Origin of the sequence: Pseudonocardia sp. P1 (genome assembly GCF_000178675.2) — a bacterium.
In the GTDB taxonomy this organism is placed as follows: Bacteria; Actinomycetota; Actinomycetes; order Mycobacteriales; family Pseudonocardiaceae; genus Pseudonocardia.
The window spans coordinates 2,531,441-2,550,921 of the sequence record NZ_ADUJ02000001.1; the positions used below are offsets into that span (position 1 = coordinate 2,531,441).

16 protein-coding genes are annotated in these 19,481 nt (G+C 71.0%); 5 read left to right on the top strand and 11 right to left on the bottom strand.

The window, feature by feature from the left end; genetic code table 11:
* Positions 1 to 6: 6 nt before the first annotated feature.
* A complete protein-coding gene (locus PP1_RS11205; RefSeq protein ID WP_010229016.1) occupies positions 7 to 201 on the bottom strand; it encodes a ferredoxin in 195 nt (64 codons plus the stop codon).
* Positions 202 to 495: 294 nt separating this feature from the next.
* Here PP1_RS11205 and PP1_RS11210 point away from each other — a divergent pair, with 294 nt between their 5' ends.
* Together PP1_RS11210 and PP1_RS11215 are read left to right on the top strand one after the other, a co-directional pair.
* Positions 496 to 2,109, top strand: coding sequence for a class I adenylate-forming enzyme family protein (locus tag PP1_RS11210; RefSeq protein WP_010229018.1), 1,614 nt, complete (start codon positions 496 to 498; stop codon positions 2,107 to 2,109).
* Positions 2,110 to 2,222: 113 nt separating this feature from the next.
* Positions 2,223 to 3,488: a cytochrome P450 gene (locus PP1_RS11215; protein ID WP_010229020.1), complete on the top strand. Its 1,266-nt coding sequence runs from the start codon at positions 2,223 to 2,225 to the stop codon at positions 3,486 to 3,488.
* 69 nt (positions 3,489 to 3,557) lie between these two features.
* Here PP1_RS11215 and PP1_RS11220 read toward each other — a convergent pair whose 3' ends face one another.
* The 5 genes from PP1_RS11220 to PP1_RS11240 all read right to left on the bottom strand — a co-directional run bounded on the left by PP1_RS11220 (position 3,558) and on the right by PP1_RS11240 (position 10,511).
* Positions 3,558 to 5,249 (bottom strand): AMP-binding protein, encoded by a 1,692-nt coding sequence (locus tag PP1_RS11220; RefSeq protein ID WP_010229023.1) that lies wholly within the window; start codon positions 5,247 to 5,249, stop codon positions 3,558 to 3,560.
* Positions 5,250 to 5,260: 11 nt separating this feature from the next.
* A complete protein-coding gene (locus PP1_RS11225; protein WP_010229025.1) occupies positions 5,261 to 6,421 on the bottom strand; it encodes a CaiB/BaiF CoA transferase family protein in 1,161 nt (386 codons plus the stop codon).
* The gene (locus PP1_RS11230) at positions 6,418 to 7,953 is read right to left on the bottom strand and encodes an acyl-CoA synthetase (protein ID WP_029239479.1); all 1,536 of its coding nucleotides are present in this window, start codon (positions 7,951 to 7,953) and stop codon (positions 6,418 to 6,420) included. Before PP1_RS11230 ends, PP1_RS11225 begins: the two co-directional genes overlap by 4 nt.
* Positions 7,954 to 8,092: 139 nt before the next feature.
* Positions 8,093 to 9,244: an acetyl-CoA C-acetyltransferase gene (locus PP1_RS11235; RefSeq protein WP_010229027.1), complete on the bottom strand. Its 1,152-nt coding sequence runs from the start codon at positions 9,242 to 9,244 to the stop codon at positions 8,093 to 8,095.
* 25 nt (positions 9,245 to 9,269) lie between these two features.
* Positions 9,270 to 10,511 carry an NAD(P)/FAD-dependent oxidoreductase gene (locus PP1_RS11240; protein WP_010229028.1) on the bottom strand — a complete coding sequence of 414 codons (1,242 nt, stop codon included), beginning with the start codon at positions 10,509 to 10,511 and terminating at the stop codon, positions 9,270 to 9,272.
* Positions 10,512 to 10,621: 110 nt separating this feature from the next.
* On the opposite strand from PP1_RS11240, the gene PP1_RS11245 reads away from it, so the two are divergent.
* Complete coding sequence (locus PP1_RS11245) at positions 10,622 to 11,482, top strand: enoyl-CoA hydratase-related protein (RefSeq protein ID WP_010229029.1); 861 nt, start codon at positions 10,622 to 10,624, stop codon at positions 11,480 to 11,482.
* A gap of 51 nt (positions 11,483 to 11,533) precedes the next feature.
* On the opposite strand, the gene PP1_RS11250 is transcribed toward PP1_RS11245, so the two are convergent.
* The 5 genes from PP1_RS11250 to PP1_RS11270 are packed head-to-tail and all read right to left on the bottom strand — an operon-like array spanning position 11,534 to position 17,851.
* Positions 11,534 to 12,703 (bottom strand): thiolase family protein, encoded by a 1,170-nt coding sequence (locus tag PP1_RS11250; RefSeq protein ID WP_010229030.1) that lies wholly within the window; start codon positions 12,701 to 12,703, stop codon positions 11,534 to 11,536.
* 28 nt (positions 12,704 to 12,731) lie between these two features.
* Positions 12,732 to 13,928, bottom strand: coding sequence for a phosphotransferase family protein (locus PP1_RS11255; RefSeq protein ID WP_010229032.1), 1,197 nt, complete (start codon positions 13,926 to 13,928; stop codon positions 12,732 to 12,734).
* A 28-nt stretch (positions 13,929 to 13,956) separates the two neighbouring features.
* The gene (locus PP1_RS11260; RefSeq protein ID WP_010229034.1) at positions 13,957 to 15,201 is read right to left on the bottom strand and encodes a CoA transferase; all 1,245 of its coding nucleotides are present in this window, start codon (positions 15,199 to 15,201) and stop codon (positions 13,957 to 13,959) included.
* Entirely contained in the window at positions 15,198 to 16,415 is a 1,218-nt protein-coding gene (locus PP1_RS11265; protein ID WP_010229036.1) for an acetyl-CoA C-acetyltransferase, read from the bottom strand. Before PP1_RS11265 ends, PP1_RS11260 begins: the two co-directional genes overlap by 4 nt.
* A gap of 11 nt (positions 16,416 to 16,426) precedes the next feature.
* On the bottom strand, positions 16,427 to 17,851 hold the full coding sequence (locus PP1_RS11270; RefSeq protein WP_010229038.1) for an aldehyde dehydrogenase family protein: 1,425 nt from the start codon (positions 17,849 to 17,851) through the stop codon (positions 16,427 to 16,429).
* Between the two features lie 124 nt (positions 17,852 to 17,975).
* On the opposite strand from PP1_RS11270, the gene PP1_RS11275 reads away from it, so the two are divergent.
* Both PP1_RS11275 and PP1_RS11280 read left to right on the top strand, forming a co-directional pair.
* The gene (locus tag PP1_RS11275; protein WP_010229042.1) at positions 17,976 to 18,773 is read left to right on the top strand and encodes an SDR family NAD(P)-dependent oxidoreductase; all 798 of its coding nucleotides are present in this window, start codon (positions 17,976 to 17,978) and stop codon (positions 18,771 to 18,773) included.
* Positions 18,770 to 19,426, top strand: coding sequence for a TetR/AcrR family transcriptional regulator (locus PP1_RS11280; RefSeq protein ID WP_010229043.1), 657 nt, complete (start codon positions 18,770 to 18,772; stop codon positions 19,424 to 19,426). Before PP1_RS11275 ends, PP1_RS11280 begins: the two co-directional genes overlap by 4 nt.
* Positions 19,427 to 19,481: the final 55 nt, after the last annotated feature.

A 19,481-nucleotide genomic window follows, 5' to 3' on the forward strand; every position in this document is an offset into this window, starting at 1 on the left:
GGCTGCTCAGTCCTCCTCGATGCTGAGGGCCTCGGTCGGACAGCTCCGCACCGCTTCCTCGAGTTCGGCGCGCTGGTCCTCACCGGCCTCGGACTGGAGGAGGGTGAGCGATCCGTCGTCCTGGACCTCGAAGAACTCCGGAGCGAGCGACTCGCACAGGCCGAGGCCGGTGCACTTGTCGTAGTCGACGACCACACGCATGTCAGTGGTCCTCCTCTCGTGATCGAGCCGGGAGTCGGCACCCGGACCACGCCGACACTTCCCTGGTGCTCGGTGCGCGGACGGAGCAGCCCCGACCGCTGTTTTTAATGTAGATTAATCGTACTACACCACGCCCGGACCGGTGCGGTCAAGGCGGCCGACATCCGGCGACGGACGGGTCCGGCCGTCCGCGGCCGCCGCCTCTCGCCGGCGCCCCTTGACTGCGCGCGCGAGAACAATTTACTTTCACTTCAAATTCTCGCAGGTCATCGTCGCCCGACCCGAAGGACCGCCATGACCGAGCCCGCCCCGACCTGGTCCTCGCCGGCCGTGTCTCTCTCCGACCGGGCTCCGGAGCGCGGTGACGCCCTCGTGGACCTCACGGTGGGCGGCCTGCTGCGGACGCAGGCTCGACGACACCCCGATCGCGTCGCCCTCGTCGGTACACGACACGACGGATCCGCAGGGCGCTGGACCTACGGCGAGCTGCTCGACGAGTCCGAGCGCGTCGCCGGCCGACTGCTGGAACTCGCCGAGCCCGGCGAGCACGTCGCGCTCTGGGCTCCGAACGTCGCAGAGTGGATCATCGTCCAGTACGGGGCGGCGCTGGCAGGCCTCGTGCTCGTCGCGCTGAACCCGGCTCTGCGCGAGCCCGAGCTGGAGCACGCGCTGCGGCTCTCGCGTTCGACGGCCCTCCTCCATGCCGACACGTCCGGGAGCAACGACCTGGCCGCCACGGCTGCGGCCGTGGCGCCCCGCGTCGGGTCCATCCGGTCGGTGGTCCGCCTCTCGCGCGCCGACGAGCTCCTCGGCGATCCCGTCGGCCACGAAGAGCGGAGTGCCCCCGGGCGTCCCGCGATGATGCAGTTCACCTCGGGGACGACGGGCACCCCGAAGGGGGTACTGCTCCGTCACCGGTCCCTGGTGAACAACGCCCGGCTGACCATGCTCGCCGCCGAGGTCACCGAGGCTCCGGTCGCGATCGCACCGTTGCCGGCGTTCCACACGGCGGGCTGTGTCATCTCCGCCCTGGGACCCGCGACACTCGGGGGGACCGTCGTTCTCATCGACCGGTTCGAGCCAGGACGTGTTCTCGAGGCGATACACGACGAGCACGCGACCGTGCTGATGAGCGTGCCGACGGTACTGGGGGCCGTTCTCCGTGCTGCGGAGGAGCGCGGCGGAGATGCACCCCGGCTGGAGACGGTGTTCGTCGGTGCGGCGACCGCCCCCGGCACGATGATCGACGCCGTGGGTCGGCGTTTCGGCGCCCACGTGCACAACCTCTACGGCCAGACGGAACTCTCCCCGGTGCTGTGCGTGACCCGCCGCAGAGACCACCGGGAGGACCTGCTGACGGCGGTAGGCCGCCCGCTCCCGCACGTCGCCGTTCGCATCGTCGACCCCGTGACGGGGCGGACACTGCCGCTCGGGGAGACCGGTGAGATCTGCGCACGCGGGTACAACCAGATGGTCGAGTACTTCGACGATCCGGCGGCCACCGCGAATACGGTCGACGACGAGGGCTTCCTGCACACCGGCGACCTCGGAACGATGGACGAGCGCGGGATGATCACCCTGACCGGGCGGCTCAAGGACCTGATCATCAGGGGCGGGGAGAACATCGCTCCCGCGGAGGTCGAGATCGCGCTGGCCGCCCACCCCGACGTCGTCGAGGCTGCTGTGATCGGACTCCCCGACCCGGAATGGGGGGAGATCGTCGCTGCGGTCGTCGTCCCGACGGCACCGGTCCGCGACGAGGAGGCCTCCGGGGACGCACTCGCCGAGCACTGTCTGGCACGACTGAGCCCGTACAAGGTCCCGGTCCGCTGGTTCTTCCGCGACGAGCTCCCGCACACTCCCGCCGGCAAGGTGCAGAAGTTCACCCTGCGCGACGAACTCGGCTGACAGGGCGGATGCCGCGGCGGCGGCAGCGCGCCAATCTTGACAGCCTCGTCCGCATCGGGCGAAGCTGGACCCCCTTACCTAATCCATCTTAAAAACATCCCCGGAGGCACGCGATGACGCTGACGACCGAGGCGACCGAACGGCAGTACGACCCCGTGTCGCTCGCACCGATCGCCTTCTGGGCCAAGTCCCCCGAAGAGCGGGAGAAGGACTACGCGGTCCTGCGCGAGCTGCGTCCGATCAGCTGGCACCCCCCGGCTGAGGGCTCGATGATGCCCCCTCAGCAGCCCGGTTTCTGGGCGGTGACACGCCACGCCGACATCGTCACCGTGAGCAAGGACGCCGAGACCTTCTGCTCGGGCGAAGGCATCACGATGGAGGACATCCCGTCCGACATCCTCGAGGCGGTCAGCTCGTTCCTCGCCACCGACGCTCCCCGCCACACGAAGCTCCGCAAGCTGGTGAGCGCGGCGTTCACCCCGAAGCGTGTCAAGAAGATCGAGGACCAGATCCGCAACCAGGCGGTCCGCCTCGTGGACCAGCTGATCGAGACCGGCGACTGCGACTTCGTCGAGCAGATCTCCGCCCGTCTGCCGCAGTGGACGATCTTCGAGATGGTCGGGGTCGAGGACCAGGAATCCCGGGATCTGGCCACCAAGGGCGCCGTGGGCATGGTCAGCTGGGGCGACGAGGAGGTGCTCGCCGGACGGGAACCGGCCGAGCTCCTGACCGAGTCGCTGATGGCGCTGATCAACGTCGCTCTCGACCTCGCCGAGGCACGGCGGGCGGAGCCGCGCGACGACCTCATGACCAACCTCGTACAGGCCGAGGTCGACGGTGAGCAGCTGACCGACGAGGAGATCGCGGCCTTCTTCTGCCTGCTCTCGGTCGCCGGCAACGACACCACCCGCAACACCACCTCGGCCGCGATGCGGGCGCTGACCGTCGACCGGGACCAGCGTGCGCTGCTGCGCGAGGACTTCGACGGACGGATCGGACCCGCGATCGACGAGTTCGTCCGCTGGGCCAGCCCCGTGATGACCTTCCGCCGCACCGCCACCCGCGACGTCGAGCTCGGTGGGCAGCTCATCCGCGAGGGGGAGTGGGTCGTGCTGTTCTACCCGTCCGGCAACCGTGACCCCGAGGTGTTCGACGACCCGATGCGCTTCGACATCACCCGGTCGCCGAACCCGCACGTCGGCTTCGGCGGAGGTGGGCCGCACTTCTGCATGGGCAACCAGCTCGCGAAGTCGCAGCTGCGGGCGATCTTCTCCGAGTTGCTGACCCGGGTGCCCGACATCGAGGTGGACGAGCCGGTCTACCTCGCGGGCAACTTCATGCAGGCCATCAAGTCCATGCCCTGCCGCCTCAACCTCTGACCCGCTTACCCTGGCTCGGGCCCGTCCGGCGCGGACGGGCCCGGGCCGGAGCGAGGCTCCGGTTGCAGATCAGCCGAGCCGCTCCTCCGCCAGCCGGCTGAGCTCGAACTTCTGCACCTTCCCGGTCGGCGTGGTGGGGAGCTCCTCGGCCGCCACGAGCACGACGTGCTTGGGAACCTTGAACCGCGAGAGCCGCTCCCGACAGAGTGCGACCAGCTCGTCGGCATCGAGCCGGGCCCCCGGTTCGGGCACGACCCAGGCGCACCCGATCTCGCCCCACCGCTCGTCGGGAACGCCGACGACATAGGCCTGGCTGACACCGGGATGTCCGGTGAGGAGATCCTCGATCTCCTTGGGCATCACCAGCTCGCCACCGCTCTTGAAGAGCTCCTTGCTCCTGCCGGTCAGCTGCAGATAGCCATCCGGCCGGACCCGGCCCAGATCACCGGAGTACACCCGGCCGGCACGCACGGTGGCCGCCGTCGCCTCCGGAGCGTCCCAGTAGCCGGGCATGTGGGTCGGTCCCCAGGAGTACAGCTCGCCCTCGGCCCCCTCGGCCAGATCCGTTCCGTCCAGTGGATCGGCCGCCGCGTAGCGGCAGAGCGCACCGCCGGCCTCGGGCATCCCGGCCACACCGGCGAGCTTCGGCGCTCCGACCGTGTCCGTGTGTCGCTCGACCGGATCCTCCGGGAGCGTCATGGTCATCGCTCCCCCGCACTCGGTCATCCCGTATCCCGTCGTGAGCTCACCGGCACCGAGCTCGGAACGGATCTTCTCCCAGAGCCAGACCGGGGAGGGCGCGGACCCGGACAGCACCGCGATCAGGCTCGAGAGGTCGTACTCGCGCCGGGACGGGTGTTCGACGAGCGCCACGGTCATCGTCGGCACGCACAGCACTTCGGTGACACGGTGCCGCTCGATCGCCGCGAAGTGGTCCTCAGGGGCGAAGGCGAGCCGTGGCACGACCGCACCCCCGACCGTCATCGCGGCCAGGACACCCTCCACGTAGGCGAACATGTGGTAGCAGGGCAGGGCGAACAGCACCCTGCGGCCGTCCTCGAACGCTCTGGTCAGAGCCGACGCGTAGCCGGTGCGGAGGACGGCGTCATGGGTGACCACGACCCCCTTGGGAGATCCGGTCGTGCCGGAGGTGTAGAGGATGTCGGCCGGTGCATCGGGGTCGCCGTCCGCGGCCCCGGCCCTGGGATGAGCGGCGCCGAGAGCCTCGAGCTCGGCGACGACCCTGACACCTCGCGGTGGGGCACCACCGGTCGGGAGGAGGACGACCTCGGTCAGGTCGGGCAGCGCAGCCGTCGGCCCCTCGGTCCATCCGGGTGCGATCTCGTCGAGGATCGCCGGATAGTCGAGCCCACGGTGGGCGGTCATCGACAGCAGCACCGAGCACCGTGACTGCCGGAGCACGAAGGCGAGCTCCGAGGCGCGGTAGAGGAAGTTGAACGGGATCGCGACCGCACCTGCCCGGGCGATCGCGAACTTGAGCAGGACGAACTCCGGATGGTTCGCCATCAGCAGGCCCACCCGGTCCCCGGGCTGCACGCCGAGCGCGGCCAGTCCGTCGGCCAGATGGGTGACCCTGCGATCCACCTCCGAGTACGTCAGCGACCGGTCGTCGGCGATGACGAAGGGACGATCCGGCCATGCGTCGGCACAGCGACGGAGTGACCCGCCGAGCGTGGTCGGGCGCCAGCTCGGGTGCCGTGACTCGATCGCGGCGCGGCGTTCGGCGGGAGACTGGACCACGGCGGGCCTCGTTACTCGTCGGAGTTCTGGAACGCAGCGCTCGTGTACAACAGCGCGTCCACGTCCACCCCGGCCCTGCGCAGGATCTCGGCGGTGTCACCGCCACGGGCGGGTGGCGGTTTCGGCGGACCGGCCGGGTGGGCCGAGAACCGCGGCGCGGTACCCGGCTGGACGACCCCGTCGGTCTCGATCACGCTGCCACGTGCCGCCACCTGCGGGTGATCGGTGGCCTCGCGCAGGCTCAGCACCGGGGCGACGCACGCGTCGGTCCCGTCGAACACCGCGGTCCACTCGTCCCTGCTCCGGGACCGGAATCGTGCCGCGAAGAGTTCACGATGCTGCGGCCAGGCGGACCGGTCCTGCTGCGCCGCGGCATCGAGCTCGGCCGGTCCGATGTCGAGCAGGCGCAACAACTCCGCGAAGAACTTCGGCTCGATCGCGCCGACCGCCATGTGCCTGCCGTCGGCCGTCTCGTAGACCGAGTAGTACGGAGCCCCACCGTCGAGCAGGTTCGCTCCCCGCTCGTCGACCCAGCGCCCGGATCCCAGCATCGAGTGGATCGCGGCGAGCAGATGCGACGTGCCGTCCACGATGGCGGCGTCGACGATCTGCCCGCGCCCGGTACGGTCGGCGTCCAGCAGACCGGCGAGGATACCGATCACCAGGTAGGTCGCGCCCCCGCCGAAGTCGCCGACGAGGTTCAGCGGGATCCGCGGCGGCCCACCGGCCTCGCCGATCGCGTGCAGTGCGCCGGTCACGGCGATGTAGCCGATGTCGTGGCCTGCGCTGTTCGCGATCGGGCCGTCCTGTCCCCATCCGGTCATCCGCCCGTAGACGAGAGCCGGATTGCGGGCGGCGACCACGTCGGGGCCGAGCCCCAGACGCTCGGCGACCCCCGGCCGATAGCCCTCGACCAACACGTCTGCGCTCTCGCAGAGTGTCAGCACGGCATCGACGGCACTCGGCTGCTTGAGATCCAGCACGATCGACCGCTTGCCACGGTTCAGCACGTCCGCCGCCGACGGCGCACCGGGCCCGTTGTCGGGGCCGGGACGGTCCACCCGGATCACCTCGGCCCCCAGGTCCGCCATGGCCATGCAGGCGAACGGTGCGGGACCGAGACCCGCCAGCTCGACGACGGTGCGTCCGGCCAGTGGCCCACGCCCGGTCATGCGTTCGCGTACTTCCGCTTGAGGTCGCCCTTGACGAGCTTCCCGGTCTCGGTGCGCGGCAGTGTGTCGACGAACCGGACGCTGCGCGGCGCCTTGAACGACGCGATCCGGGCCTTGACGAACTCGATGATCTCCTCGCCGAGCTCCGGGTTCGTGTCGATCCCGTCGCGTGGTTCGACGAACGCGGTGACGGACTCCCCCATCTCCGGGTCCGGAAGGCCGACGACGGCGACGTCGCGGATCGCGGGGTGCAGGACGAGCACGTTCTCGATCTCCTGCGGGTAGATGTTCACCCCGCCGGAGATGATGGTGAACGACTTGCGGTCGGTCAGGAACAGGAACCCGTCGCCGTCGAGGTATCCGATGTCGCCCAAGGTCGTCCAGTTCGGGTGGGCCGGGTGCTGCGACTTCTTCGTCTTCTCCGGGTCGTTGTGGTACTCGAACGGGACGTGGTCCCGCTCGAAGTACACGTTCCCGATCTCACCGGCCGGCAGCTCGTCGCCGTCGTCGTCGCAGACCCGGGGTGTCCCGAGCACCGCTCGCCCGACCGAGCCCTGCTTCTCCGCCCAGGCCGCCGAGTCGATCACCGTCATGCCGTTGCCCTCGGTACCGGCGTAGTACTCGACCAGGATCGGCCCCCACCAGTCGATCATCTTCTGCTTCACCTCGACCGGGCACGGCGCGGCGGCGTGCAGGGCGAGTCGCAGACTCGACGTGTCGTGGGCCGCACGGACCTCGTCCGGCAGCTGCAGCATGCGCACGAACATCGTCGGGACGAACTGGCCGTGCGTGACCCCGAACTCGGAGATCGCGGCCAACGACCGCTCCGCGTGGAACTTGCGCATCATCACCACGTGCCCACCGAGCGCCTGCACCGCGCCGCACCACCGCAGGGGCGCGGCGTGGTAGACGGGCGCCGGGCTGAGGTAGACCGTGTCCGGGCCGACCCCGAAGTGCTGCTTCGCGAGTCCGGTGACGGGATCGCCCAGCTCGCCGAGCGAGACCGGAGGCAGCGGAGGCTTGACTCCCTTCGGCAGGCCGGTCGTGCCCGACGAGTACAGCATCGGGGCGCCGTGCGGCTGCTCGTCCAGGGGCTCGGGCGACGCCGCGGCGAGAGCGTCCTCGTACGGGGCGAACCCCTCGACGTCTCCGCCGAACGCGAGCAGGGACTTGAGGTGGCCGAGCTCGGGCAGCAGCGCGGTCGCGATCTCGGCCTTCTCCGACGAGACCACCAGTGCGGAGGCGTAGGAGTCCGCGACGATGTAGCCGACCTCGTCCGGGGCGAGGTGGTGGTTGACAGCGGTGACGTAGAGACCGGACCGGATCGCGGCCCAGTACACCTCGAACGCCCGCAGGCTGTTCTCACTCAGCAGTGCGACGACGTCGCCCTTGCGCAGGCCGGCGTCGTGCAGCGCCCGGGACAACCGGACGGAGCGCTCCTCGAGCTGTCCATAGGTCAAGGTCTCGCCGGTGTCGGCCAGCGTCGCGGCGAGCTTGTCCGGATCGGACGCAGCGTGCACTCCTGGATACATCTGTCTGACCTTCCACGTCGAGGTGTCGGGAACCGGGCCACCGGTGGCGGGCCGTAGCGGACGAGGGGTTCCGGTACCGCGCACCGTCGGGGGATGCGCGGCGGCGCCGGCGCGCGGTACCGGGGGTTCTGGGGTCGGCTCAGAGCCGTTCGATCACGGTCACGTTGGCCTGGCCGCCGCCCTCGCACATGGTCTGCAGTCCGTACCGGCCGCCGGTGCGCTCGAGCTCGCCCAGCAGCGTGCAGAACAGCCGTGCACCGGAAGCACCGAGAGGGTGTCCGAGCGCGATCGCGCCACCGTTCGGGTTCACCCGGGCCGGGTCGGCGCCCGTCTCCTGCAGCCAGGCCTGCACCACCGACGCGAACGCCTCGTTGATCTCCACGACGTCGATGTCACCGATGGCCAGTCCGGTCCGCTTCAGTGCGTGCTCGGTGGCCGGGATGGGCGCGGTGAGGACCCAGGTCGGGTCCGCTCCCCGGGTGGAGACGTGGTGGATGCGAGCCCGCGGGGTCAGGCCGTGGTCGCGTACCGCCTGCTCCGAGGCGATCAGGACCGCCGCGGCGCCGTCGGAGATCTGGCTCGACACCGCAGCGGTGACGTTGCCCCCCGGAGACAGCGGCTGCAGGCCCGCCATCTTCTCGGCGGACGTGTCACGACGCGGTCCCTCGTCGGTGGTGACGTCGCCGTAGGCCACGACCTCGCGGTCGAAGTGCCCGGCGTCGATGGCGGCGAGTGCGCGGCGGTGACTCTCGAGTGCGAAGGCCTCCATGTCCTCGCGGCTGATCCCCCACTTCTCGGCGATCATCTCGGCCGCCCGGAACTGGGAGATCTCGGCGTCTCCGTAGCGCGCCCGCCAGCCGGGGCTGGTGCTCCACGGGTCGGGATCCCCGTACTCCGCACCGGCCTTCCAGCCGGCCATCAACGGGTAGCGCGTCATGTTCTGCACCCCGCCGGCCACCACCAGATCGGATGTACCGGACAGGACGGCCTGCGCTGCGAACGAGATCGCCTGCTGGCTGGAACCGCACTGCCGGTCCACGGTCACACCCGGGACGTGCTCGGGCAGACCCGCCACGAGTGCACAGGTGCGGGCGATGTCCCCGGCCTGCCCACCGACGTTGTCCAGGCAGCCGTACACGACGTCCTCGATCGCCGCCGGGTCGACTCCGGTCCGTTCCACGAGGTTGCGGATCGGGTGCGCGCCCAGGTCGGCCGGGTGCTCGCCACCCAACCCTCCCTTGCGACGGCCGACCGGGGTGCGGACGGCGTCGACGACGTAGGCCTCGGGCATCGTGGGTCCTCTCGGATCTCGGGGGTCAGGCGCGCGCGGCCGCGGCCGCCTCGCGCTTCTCGGCGAAGGCCAGGGCGTCCTGCCAGGACATGCGCCGCTGGATGTTCACCCGGTACTTCATGACGTCGGCCCGGCGGTTCACGGTCAGCGCGCCGGTCAGCCGGTCGCCGGTGCGGTAGAGGGCGACGAACCGGTGGTCGTCGACCGATCCCGACACCACCGTGATCTCGTCGGCAGCGGGCACCCCGACGAACTGGATGCGGCTGCCGTACCAGTCCGACCAGAAGTACGGGACGGTCTCGTAGGGCTTCGCGTTCTCCGGATCGAGCGCGTTGCGCGCAGCGAGCGCACCCTGCTCGGCGGCCCCGGTCCAGTGCTCGACGCGCATCAGCCCGCCGCCCGGGAGATTGTCGAAGATCCCGTTCCGCCACCGGACCACGTCGCCCGCGGCGTACACGCCGGGCACCGCCGTACGCAGCGTCTCGTCGGCGACGACACCGTTCTCCACCTCGACGCCGCTGCCGTCGAGCCAGTCGACCTCGGGCACGGCACCGATCCCGGCGACGACGAGATCGGCGGACAGGACCTGACCGTCGGCGAGCCGCACACCGGTGACCCGGTCGTCAGCCGTCTCCAGGCCGTCGACCGCCGTGCCGCAACGCATCTCGGTGCCGTTCGCATCGTGCAGCAGCGTCAGCGCCGAGCCCATCTCCTCGCCGATGGCACGGACCAGAGGCGTCGGAAGCGCCTCGACGATCGTCACCGGCAGGTCGCGCTTGCGAGCGCCCGATGCCACCTCGGAACCGATGAAGCCCGCGCCGACCACGACGGTCCGGGCACCGGCCTCCAGCGCGGCCCGGACGGCCACGGCGTCGTCGAGCGTGCGCAGGGTGTGGACGCCGGCGATGCCGTCGGTTCCCGGCAGCGTGCGGGCGCGGGCACCCGTCGCGACGACGAGACCGTCGTAGGGGATCCGACCGCTATCGGTCACCAGCTCACGGGCGTCGGTGTCCAGTCCGGTCGCCCGGGTGCCGAGCTTCAGCTCCACCCCGAGATCCTCGACGAGGTGTTGTTCCTCGCGGAACGCGACGTCCGGGATCTCGGCGTCGTCGAGGTACGCCTTCGACAGCGGCGGCCGGTCGTAGGGCAGATGGGACTCCGCCCCGACGAGCGTGACGGACCCCTCGTGGCCGGCGGATCGGGCCGCCTCCGCGGCCCGCAGTCCGGCCAGCGAGGCTCCGACCACGACCAGGCGGGGAGCGGGCATCGGTGCCACCTCCGTTCAGATTTGAATCCAGAGTAAACAGCGCGATGCGCCGCGGGTCAACCACTGCGACGCAGGTTTCGAAACAAAATTCGAGAAAGTACGCTTCATCGGTGAGCAGCGACAGCACCCCACCCTCCGTCACCCGCGACGACGACGCGGCGAGCCGAACGGTCCGCTATGAGGTGGTCCCGGTCGGCGAGCCGGCCGGCGGCGCCGGCTACGCACACATCGAGCTCGACCGGCCGGACGCCCTCAACGCGTGGACCCCGGAGATGGGCCGTGAGCTGCTGGCCGCGGTACGCCGCGCCACCGAGGACGACGCCGTCCGCGCTGTGCTCGTGACCGGAGCGGGACGCTCCTTCTGCGCCGGGGCGGATGTGAAGAACACCCGGGAGACCGGCGACGACGGGGCACCGGACCTGTCGGGGCGCCTCCGGGAGATCTACAACCCGATCATCGCCGAGATCCGGGCCTGCCCGAAGCCGTTCGTCGGCGCGGTCCAGGGGGCCTGTGCCGGTCTCGGCGTCTCCCTCGCACTGGCCTGCGACCTGCTGCTGGCCGCCGACGACGCCTTCCTCCTGCTCGCCTTCGTCCGGATCGGGGTGATGCCCGACGGCGGCGCGACGGCGTTCCTCGCCGAGCGGGTCGGCCTGGCCCGTGCCGCGGAGCTCTGCATGCTCGGCGACAAGCTGCCCGCCGCGAAGGCGCAGAGCTGGGGCCTGGTCAACGCGGTGCACCCGGCCGCGGAGCTCCGATCGGCCGCCGAGGCGCTCGCCGGGCGCCTCGCGGTCGGCCCGACGGTCGCCATCGGCAACATGAAGCGTGCGCTGGACACGGCATCGCAGCGCACCCTGGCGGAGCAGATGGCGCTGGAGGCCGACCTGCAGCAGTCGCACGCGACCACTCACGACTACGCCGAGGGACGGGCCGCCTTCGTCGAGAAGCGCCCGGCGGTCTACCGGGGTCGCTGAGCCGCTCCGCTCCCCCGGGGCCGGCTGGACCGGCCGACCCCGGGAGCGGTCTCAGAGACGTTCGATGATCGTCGCGTTGGCCATGCCACCGGCCTCACACATCGTCTGCAGACCGTAGCGCCCGCCGCTCGCCTCGAGGTGGTGCAGCAGGGTGACCAGCAGCCTGGTGCCCGACGAGCCGAGCGCGTGCCCCAGCGCGATGGCGCCGCCCCGTGGGTTGAGACGCTCCGGGTCCGCTCCGAGCTCGGCGGCCCATGCCAGCGGAACCGGGGCGAACGCCTCGTTGACCTCGTAGGCGTCGATCTCGTCGAGGGTCAGACCGCTGCGTTCCAGGATCCGACGGGTCGCCGGGATCGGTCCGGTGAGCATGAGCAGCGGGTCGTCGCCGACGACGGCGAAGGAGTGGAACCGGGCGCGCGGCCGAAGTCCCAGCGCCCGGGCCCGCTCCTCGCTCATCACCAGCACCGCGGACGCGCCGTCGGTCAGTGGTGACGAGTTGCCCGGCGTGATGCTCCAGTCGATCTCCGGGAACCGCCGCTCCATCTCGTCGCTGCGGAACGAGGGCCGCAGCCCGCCGAGCCGCTCCGCCGTCGTCCCCGCACGCACGGTCTCGTCGGTCACGAGATCCGGCGCCTCGGGTACCGCGACGACCTCGGCATCGAACCCACCCGCGGCCCAGGTGTCCGCGGCCAGTCGGTGCGACCGCGCGGCGTACGCGTCGAGCTCGTCCCGGCCCAACTTCCATCGCGCAGCAACGAGCTCGGCGGAGATCCCCTGGTTGACCAGACCGTCCGGGTATCGCGCCCGTACCCGCTCGCCGGGACTGGACGGACGTGAGCTGCCGATCGGTACCACACTCATCGACTCCACCCCGGCAGCCACCACGACGTCGTGGGTGCCCGCCATGACCGCCTGCGCGGCGAAGGTGGCGGCCTGCTGGCTGGAACCGCACTGCCTGTTCAGGGTGGTCGCCGGGACGTGCTCGGGGAAACCGGCACCGAGTACCGCGTTGCGGCCGATGTTCCCGGACTGCTCGCCCACCTGCTGCGCGCAGCCCACGATCACGTCCTCGACCAGAGCCGGGTCCACTCCGGTGCGGTCGACGAGTGCCTGGAGAGGAGCGGCGAGCAGGTCCGACGGGTGGACGGCGGAGAGCCCCCCGCCGTCCTTACCCCGGCCGACGGGTGTCCGGACGGCCTCGACGATGACGGCGTTGCGCACAGGTCTCCTTTCGGATGAGGTCTGGAGGTCAGGGGGCCGGCGTGCGATTCAGCGAGTCCAGGGACTCGAGATCCACGACCGCCGCTCCGGTCCGGCGGATCAGGGTGCGGACGTGGGCATCGCGCTGGAGCTCGGCGACCTTGCCGACCAGGAAGGTGTAGGCCCAGAGGATCAAGCCGTGGAACATCTGCTGCCGGTAGGCGAGCCAGGCGTCGTCGAACGACGGCGGCGAGCCTCCGGCAGCTCCGAGCTCGTCCAGGTAGAGGGCGAGCAGCTCGCGCTCCCAGCTCCGGCGGTCCTCGATCGACAGGCCTGCGCTGATCGCGTAGGAGTAGTCGAGCGCCCAGTTCCCGGAGGCGATGCCCTGCCAGTCGTAGAGGTGCAGTTCCCCCGACGGCAGTGCGAACCAGTTCCCGGGATGCACGTCGTGGTGCAGGAGGGTCCTCGGCAGGCCGACGTTGAGCTCGAGTGAACGCATGAACGCTGCGCGCACCTCGCCCACCCGCCTCCGCAGGACGGCAGGAACCTCGTCACCGGCCAGCCTCAGGCCGACGATCGCGCCGGTGTCGAATCGCGTCTTGGCGTTGAAGTTCCGTTGCCATGCCAGCGCGTCGCGCAGGCCCCAGCCACCCTCCAGCCGCGGATCCTCCCAGAGGCGCCCGTGGTAGGCGGCGAGCTCCCGGACCATGCTCTCCGCCCCCACCCGGTCGACCATCGACCCGGTGGCGTCGGCGAAGACGGCGCCGCGTGTGCGCGCGACGTCCTCGGTGAGGACCAGTGAACGACAGGTACGCGGATCCCACGCACCGTGATATCCCCGGGGCGCGCCGATGTCGAGATGGCGACGGATGTCCCTGTAGAACAGCGCCTCGGCGCCCGCCGCCCCGGTCACTCCGACGAGCAGGCGGTGGACCAGACCTGGCGTGGTCTTGGTGAACAGCAGCTCGGGCAGCTGCGCCGCGCGCCCGGCGTCGTTGTAGGCGACCGTGAGCTCCTGCCGGAAGCTGGTCCCACTGGACGACGCACCGAGGGTCACGTCGACGACCCGCGCACCCGGTACCTCTCGGCACAGCGCACCGGTCAGCCACTGAGGGGTCACATCGGTCACGGACACCGGAGGTACGTCGGGATCGAGAGCGCGAGCGGGTGGTCGCACCCGCTCGGTGACACGGCTGCTCACGACACCGGCGACGGCGCCCAGGAAGTCGAACTGTTCGCGGAGCAACGCTGCTCTCCTCTGTCTCGGCGTGCCGTCAGGCGGGGACGACGCCGTCGTCGGCCAGCCGGCCGATCTCGTGTGTGTCGAGCCCCAGCAGATCAGCGAGCACCGCATGGGTGTCCCGCCCCAGGACCGGCGCTCGACCGACCGGACCGTGGCCGTCGCCGGCGTGACCTCCCCCGGACGTGGACCACCGGATCGGCGACCGACCGGTCACCGACGTCACCCCGTCGTCGAGGGGAAGTTCGGCGAGCACCGGGTGCCCGCCCTCGCGGTGAGCGGCGACCACACCGGCCATCCCGCGATAACGCCCCCACAGCACGCGCGCTCCGTCGAGCTCGTCGGCGACGGTCGCGGAGTCCCGCGCGGCGAACCAGGGGGTGAGGATCGCGGCGATCGTGTCGCGCAACCGGTACCGCTCCGCCTCTCGGGAGAGGTCGATCTCCAGCGCCTTCTCGAGCGCCCCGAAGACGTCACCGGTGCCGGTCACACCACGCAGTGCGTCCCACTGGCCCTCGGTCAGGGCGACCACCATCACGCGCTCCCCGTCGGCGCACGCGAAATCGACACCGAAGGAGCCGTAGACGTGGTTCCCGTGGCGCGGCCGGTCGCCGGCGCGGTCCGCGGCCTCCGACAGCCAGCCGAGGTTGGCGACCCCGGCCAGCGCGACATCGGCCAACGCGATCTGGACGTAGGCACCGTCACCGGTCCGGGTCCGGTGGTGCACCCCGGCGAGGACCGCGGTGGCGACCGCCTGACCCGTCACCAGGTCCCAGGCGGGAAGCACGTGGTTCACCGGTGTCCCGCCCTCCACGCTGCCGGTGATCTGCGGGACGCCGACCTCGGCGTTGACCGTGTAGTCGACCGCCGGCCGGCCGTCGGGATGGCCCTGCACACGGACGTGCACGAGATCGGGACGGCGAGCGGCCAGCACGTCGTGGGCCATCCAGCGGCGCCCCACGACGTTGTCGACGAGGATCCCCCGGTCCTGACCGGACGCGGTCACGATCGCGAGCAGCAACTCACGTCCGCGGTCCGAGCGCAGGTCCAGCGCCACCGAGCGTTTGCCCTTGTTCAGCGATGTCCAGTAGTAGGACTCCGCATCGGCCGGGCCCTCGCCGTCCCCGACGACGGGCCACCGCCGATGGTCGGCGCCACCCCCGATCGGATCCACCCGGATGACCGACGCGCCCAGCTGGGCCAGTGTCATGCCTGCGGTGGGACCCGCGACGAAACTCGCGCACTCGACGATCTGCAGCCCGTCGAGGGGCCGGCTCACGAGCGCACCGTCTCGAACACCGCGGCGAGCCCCTGTCCGCCGCCGATGCACATCGTCTCGACGCCGTACCGGACGTCGCGCCGGACCATCTCCCGGCTCAGCGTGGCGAGGATCCGAGCCCCGGTGGCACCGACCGGGTGACCGAGCGAGATGCCGGAGCCGTGCACGTTGAGGCGGTCGAAGTCGCCAGGCGTGAAGTCCCACTCGCGGGTACAGGCGAGCACCTGGGCGGCGAAGGCCTCGTTGAGCTCGATCAGGTCCATGTCCTTGAGCGCGAGCCCGGCCGCATCGAGCGCCTTCTCCACGGCCGGGACCGGGCCGATTCCCATCGTGCGCGGCAGCACGCCGCTCGAGCCCCAGGACACCAGCCGCACGAGCGGCCGCAGGCCGAGTTCGGCGGCGGTCTCCTCCGTCGTCACGATGCAGACGGCGGCACCGTCGTTCTGCCCGGACGCGTTGCCCGCAGTGACGGTCGAGCCCGCCATCGAGCGCTCGAGGATCGGCCGGAGACGGTCGAGCTTCTCCGCCGACGCATCGGGCCGGATGTGCTCGTCCGCGTCGACGACGTCGTCGCCACGTCTCGACGGCACAGTGACCGGGACGATCTCCTCGGCGAACACGCCTGCCGCCGCCGCGGCCGCGGCCCGCCGGTGGGAGCCGACGGCGAACTCGTCCTGCTCCTCGCGCGGGATCGAGTACTCGGCACGCAGGTTCTCGGCCGTCTCGATCATCCCGCCCGGGACGGGGTGGAGTTCCCCTCCGGCCCGGAGCCGGCCGGTGACCAGCGCGTCGTTCAACAGCACGCCGGGGCCGCCCTTCACCCCCCAGCGCATCGCGGTGGAGTAGAAGGGAGCGTTCGACATGGACTCCGCGCCGCCGGCCAGCACCAGCTCGTTCGCCCCGGTCACGACCTGCAGCGCGGCCTGGATCACGGCCTGGAGCCCCGACCCGCACCGACGGTCGACCTGCATCCCGGGCACCGACACGGGCAGTCCCGCATCGAGCGCCGCCACGCGCCCGATCGCCGGAGCATCCATCGTCGGATAACAGTTGCCGAGCACGACGTCGTCGACCCGGTCCTCCGGCAGCCCGGTGCGGTCGACCAGCGCACGGATCACCGTCGCCGCCAGGGTGTGCGGCGGCACTGCGCGGAGCCCGCCCCCGAACCCGCCGACCGGCGTGCGCAACGGCTCGCAGATGACGGCCTGTCGCATCGTCTCTCCGTTCAGAAGAACCGGCGCATGAGCGCCTTCTTGCGTTCGGTGTAGGGGGGGTACATCAGCGACGGGTCCGGCTTGGCCGGCTTGGCCAGCACGGCCCTGCGGTGACTGAGCTCCTGGAATCCCCACTCGCCGTGGTAGGCCCCGATCCCGCTGTCCCCCACCCCGCCGAAGGGCAGCTGCGGCACCAGGCAGTGGAAGGCGAGGTGGTTCACCACCACGCCCCCCGAGCTCGTTCCGGAGATCACCCGCTCGCGCACGGACCGCGACCCGGTGAACAGATAGAGCCCCAGTGGCTTCGGCCGGGCGTCGACGAACGCGATCGCGTCGTCGACCGAGCCGACGGTGAGTACGGGCAGGATCGGGCCGAAGATCTCCTCGCCCATGAGAGCCGACCCGGGGTCCGGGTCGACCACCACGGTCGGTTCGATCGCGACGGCGTCCTCGTCGACGACTCCGCCGAGCGCGGTCCGGCCGCCGTGATCGGCCAGCAGGCCCGCGAGCCGCTTCAGCTGCCGGCGATCGACGATCGGCTGGGCAGCCGGTTCGCCCCGCTGGAACTCGGCGACCGTCGCCGTGATCCGGTCGACGAGGCGGTCCCGCAGACGCTCGACGACGAGCACGTAGTCGGGCGCGATGCAGGTCTGGCCCGAGTTCAGGAGCTTGACCCAGGCGATGCGCCGGGCGGCGACCTCGACGTCGGCGTCGTCGGCGACGATCACCGGGCTCTTCCCTCCGAGCTCGAGGGTGACCGGTGTCAGATGCGCCGCTGCAGCCTCCATCACCCGCTTGCCGATCTCCGTGCCACCGGTGAAGAACGCGTGGTCCACCCCCTGCGCGAGCAGCGCCTGGGTGGTCGCGGCATCCCCCTCCAGCACGGCGACGGCGTCCGGGTCGAGGTAGCGCGGGACCAGCCGGGCCAGGGCGGCCGAGGTCGCAGGAGCGTGCTCCGAGGGCTTCAGCACCGCCACGTTGCCGGCCGCGACGGCGGCGACGAGCGGCCCCAGGGTGAGGTACACGGGGTAGTTCCAGGGGCCGATCACCAGCACGACCCCCAGTGGCTCGTACTGGTAGAAGGCGCGCCCGGGCCGCATCGACAGCGGCAGGCCGGTGCGGCGCCGCCGCATCCAGCGCTTGAGATGACGTCGCGCGAACGCAGCCTCGGCGGCGGTGGAGGCGAAGTCACCGAGCCAGGCGTAGTGCGCTGATCGCCCGAGATCCTGGGCCAGCGCCTCGGCGAGCTCCGACTCGCACTCGGCGATGAGTTTCTCGATCCCGGCGAGCTGAGCCCTGCGCCACGCCAGCGAGCGTGTGCGGCCGGTGGCGAAGGTCCGGCGCAACCGCGCGACCTCGGTGGCCGCGGCGTCGGCCGCTGCGCCGCCGGCCGGGACGCCGGGAGACGCACCGGCCGGAGAGGCGAGTGAAGTCATCTCGGTCCGGTCCTCCTCGATGAGTGACGGGTAGATTTTTCTTAATCTAGATTAGATGATGCGAGTGGACAAGCGCGCCCCCCGGTGCGGGGGGTGCGCGCTGAAGCACCGAGGAGGTCGGATCGTGGATCTCGGACTCGCGGGCACCCGCGTGGCAGTCACAGGCGGAGCCGCCAACATCGGAAGAGGGATCACCGAGGTGTTCGCCGCGGAAGGGGCAAGGGTCCTCGTCGCGGACATCGACGGTGATCAGGCCGCGGCGACCGCGCGCCACCTGCGCGACAGCGGTGCCCTCGATGCGGAGCCGTTCGCCGCCGACCTGACTGCCGAGGGGGCCGGCCTGGAACTCGTCTCCCGGATGACCGAACTGTGGGGCGGCATCGACGTCCTGGTCAACAACGCGGGCTGGAGTGCACCCGGCTGGTTCACCGATCAGACGGACCGTGACCTGTGGCGACGCACCGTCGAGGTCAACCTCTTCGCTGCGATCGAGTGCACGCAGGCGGCGATCGCCCCGATGCGCGAGGCCGGCCGGGGAGCCGTCGTCTTCCTGTCCAGCGACGCGGCGTTCGGAGCGGTCCGGCAGGGCATCTACGGGAGCACCAAGGCTGGCCTGATCTCGTTGGCCCGCACCGTCGCCCGGGAGAACGGACGCTTCGGGATCCGGTCGAACGTCGTGGCACCCGGCCTCGTGCTCCCCCCTGAGGACCAGGAAGTCGGCCCACACAGCGTCTGGGCCGAGGGACGCGAGGGCCTGTTCGACGAGTCCGCGGTGCAGTCGATCCTCCGCACACAGGCCCTGCGCAGGCCGACGACACCCACGGACGTGGGCAACGCCGTCGCCTGGATCGCCTCCGAGGTGACCGCCCGCCAGGTGACCGGGCAGGTGGTGGCGGTCGGCGGCGGGTCGTCGATGCCGTGAACGACCCGGCCAGGCCTCGGTCCGGACGCGGCGGAACCGCCCACGACCGGCAACGCCCGGAGGAGACCCGGCGACGGATCCTCGATGCCACCGCGGCCATCCTGGCCGGCGACGGCTTCGCACGAGCGCGGCTCTCGGACATCGCGGCACGAGCGGGGGTACAGGCACCCGCGATCTACTACTACTTCGACTCCCGGAAACACCTCGTCGAGGAGGTGGTGATCACCGGGATGGTCCGGCACCTCGGACACGTGCGGGACCGCCTCGAGTCACTGCCGCCCGGCACCGCGGCCCTCGACCGGATCGATCTCGCAGTGGAGGCGCACCTGCAGGTGATACTCCAGGAGTCGGACTATGCGGCCGCGGCGATCAGGAACACCTCTCAGCTCCCTGTCGATTCACGGGAGCGGCAGCTCGTCGAGGAACGGCGGTACGCGGCGATCTGGCGCGATCTGCTGGACTGCGCGAGGGCCGAGGGGGCGATGCATCCGGACCTGGATCCGGGAGCGAGCCGGATGCTGGTCCTGGGCGCCCTCAACTGGGCCTGCGAGTGGTGGAGCCCCCACCACGGGGACCTGTCGGGGATCGTCCGGACCGCACAGCTCCTCGTCCGGAACGGCCTGTCCCGGCCGCCGGGGACCAAGGACACATGACGCCGGACGAGCGACGGACCGGATCTTTCGTCTATTCTAACTTAGAAACATCGAC

Bases quoted from the DNA above. Each gene is read 5' to 3' on its own strand.
- PP1_RS11265 (WP_010229036.1), bottom strand. From the start codon at position 16,415: ATGCGACAGGCCGTCATCTGCGAGCCGTTGCGCACGCCGGTCGGCGGG.
- PP1_RS11210 (WP_010229018.1), top strand. From the start codon at position 496: ATGACCGAGCCCGCCCCGACCTGGTCCTCGCCGGCCGTGTCTCTCTCC.
- PP1_RS11235 (WP_010229027.1), bottom strand. From the start codon at position 9,244: ATGCCCGAGGCCTACGTCGTCGACGCCGTCCGCACCCCGGTCGGCCGT.
- PP1_RS11230 (WP_029239479.1), bottom strand. From the start codon at position 7,953: ATGTATCCAGGAGTGCACGCTGCGTCCGATCCGGACAAGCTCGCCGCG.
- PP1_RS11225 (WP_010229025.1), bottom strand. From the start codon at position 6,421: ATGACCGGGCGTGGGCCACTGGCCGGACGCACCGTCGTCGAGCTGGCG.
- PP1_RS11205 (WP_010229016.1), bottom strand. From the start codon at position 201: ATGCGTGTGGTCGTCGACTACGACAAGTGCACCGGCCTCGGCCTGTGC.
- PP1_RS11270 (WP_010229038.1), bottom strand. From the start codon at position 17,851: ATGACTTCACTCGCCTCTCCGGCCGGTGCGTCTCCCGGCGTCCCGGCC.
- PP1_RS11240 (WP_010229028.1), bottom strand. From the start codon at position 10,511: ATGCCCGCTCCCCGCCTGGTCGTGGTCGGAGCCTCGCTGGCCGGACTG.
- PP1_RS11215 (WP_010229020.1), top strand. From the start codon at position 2,223: ATGACGCTGACGACCGAGGCGACCGAACGGCAGTACGACCCCGTGTCG.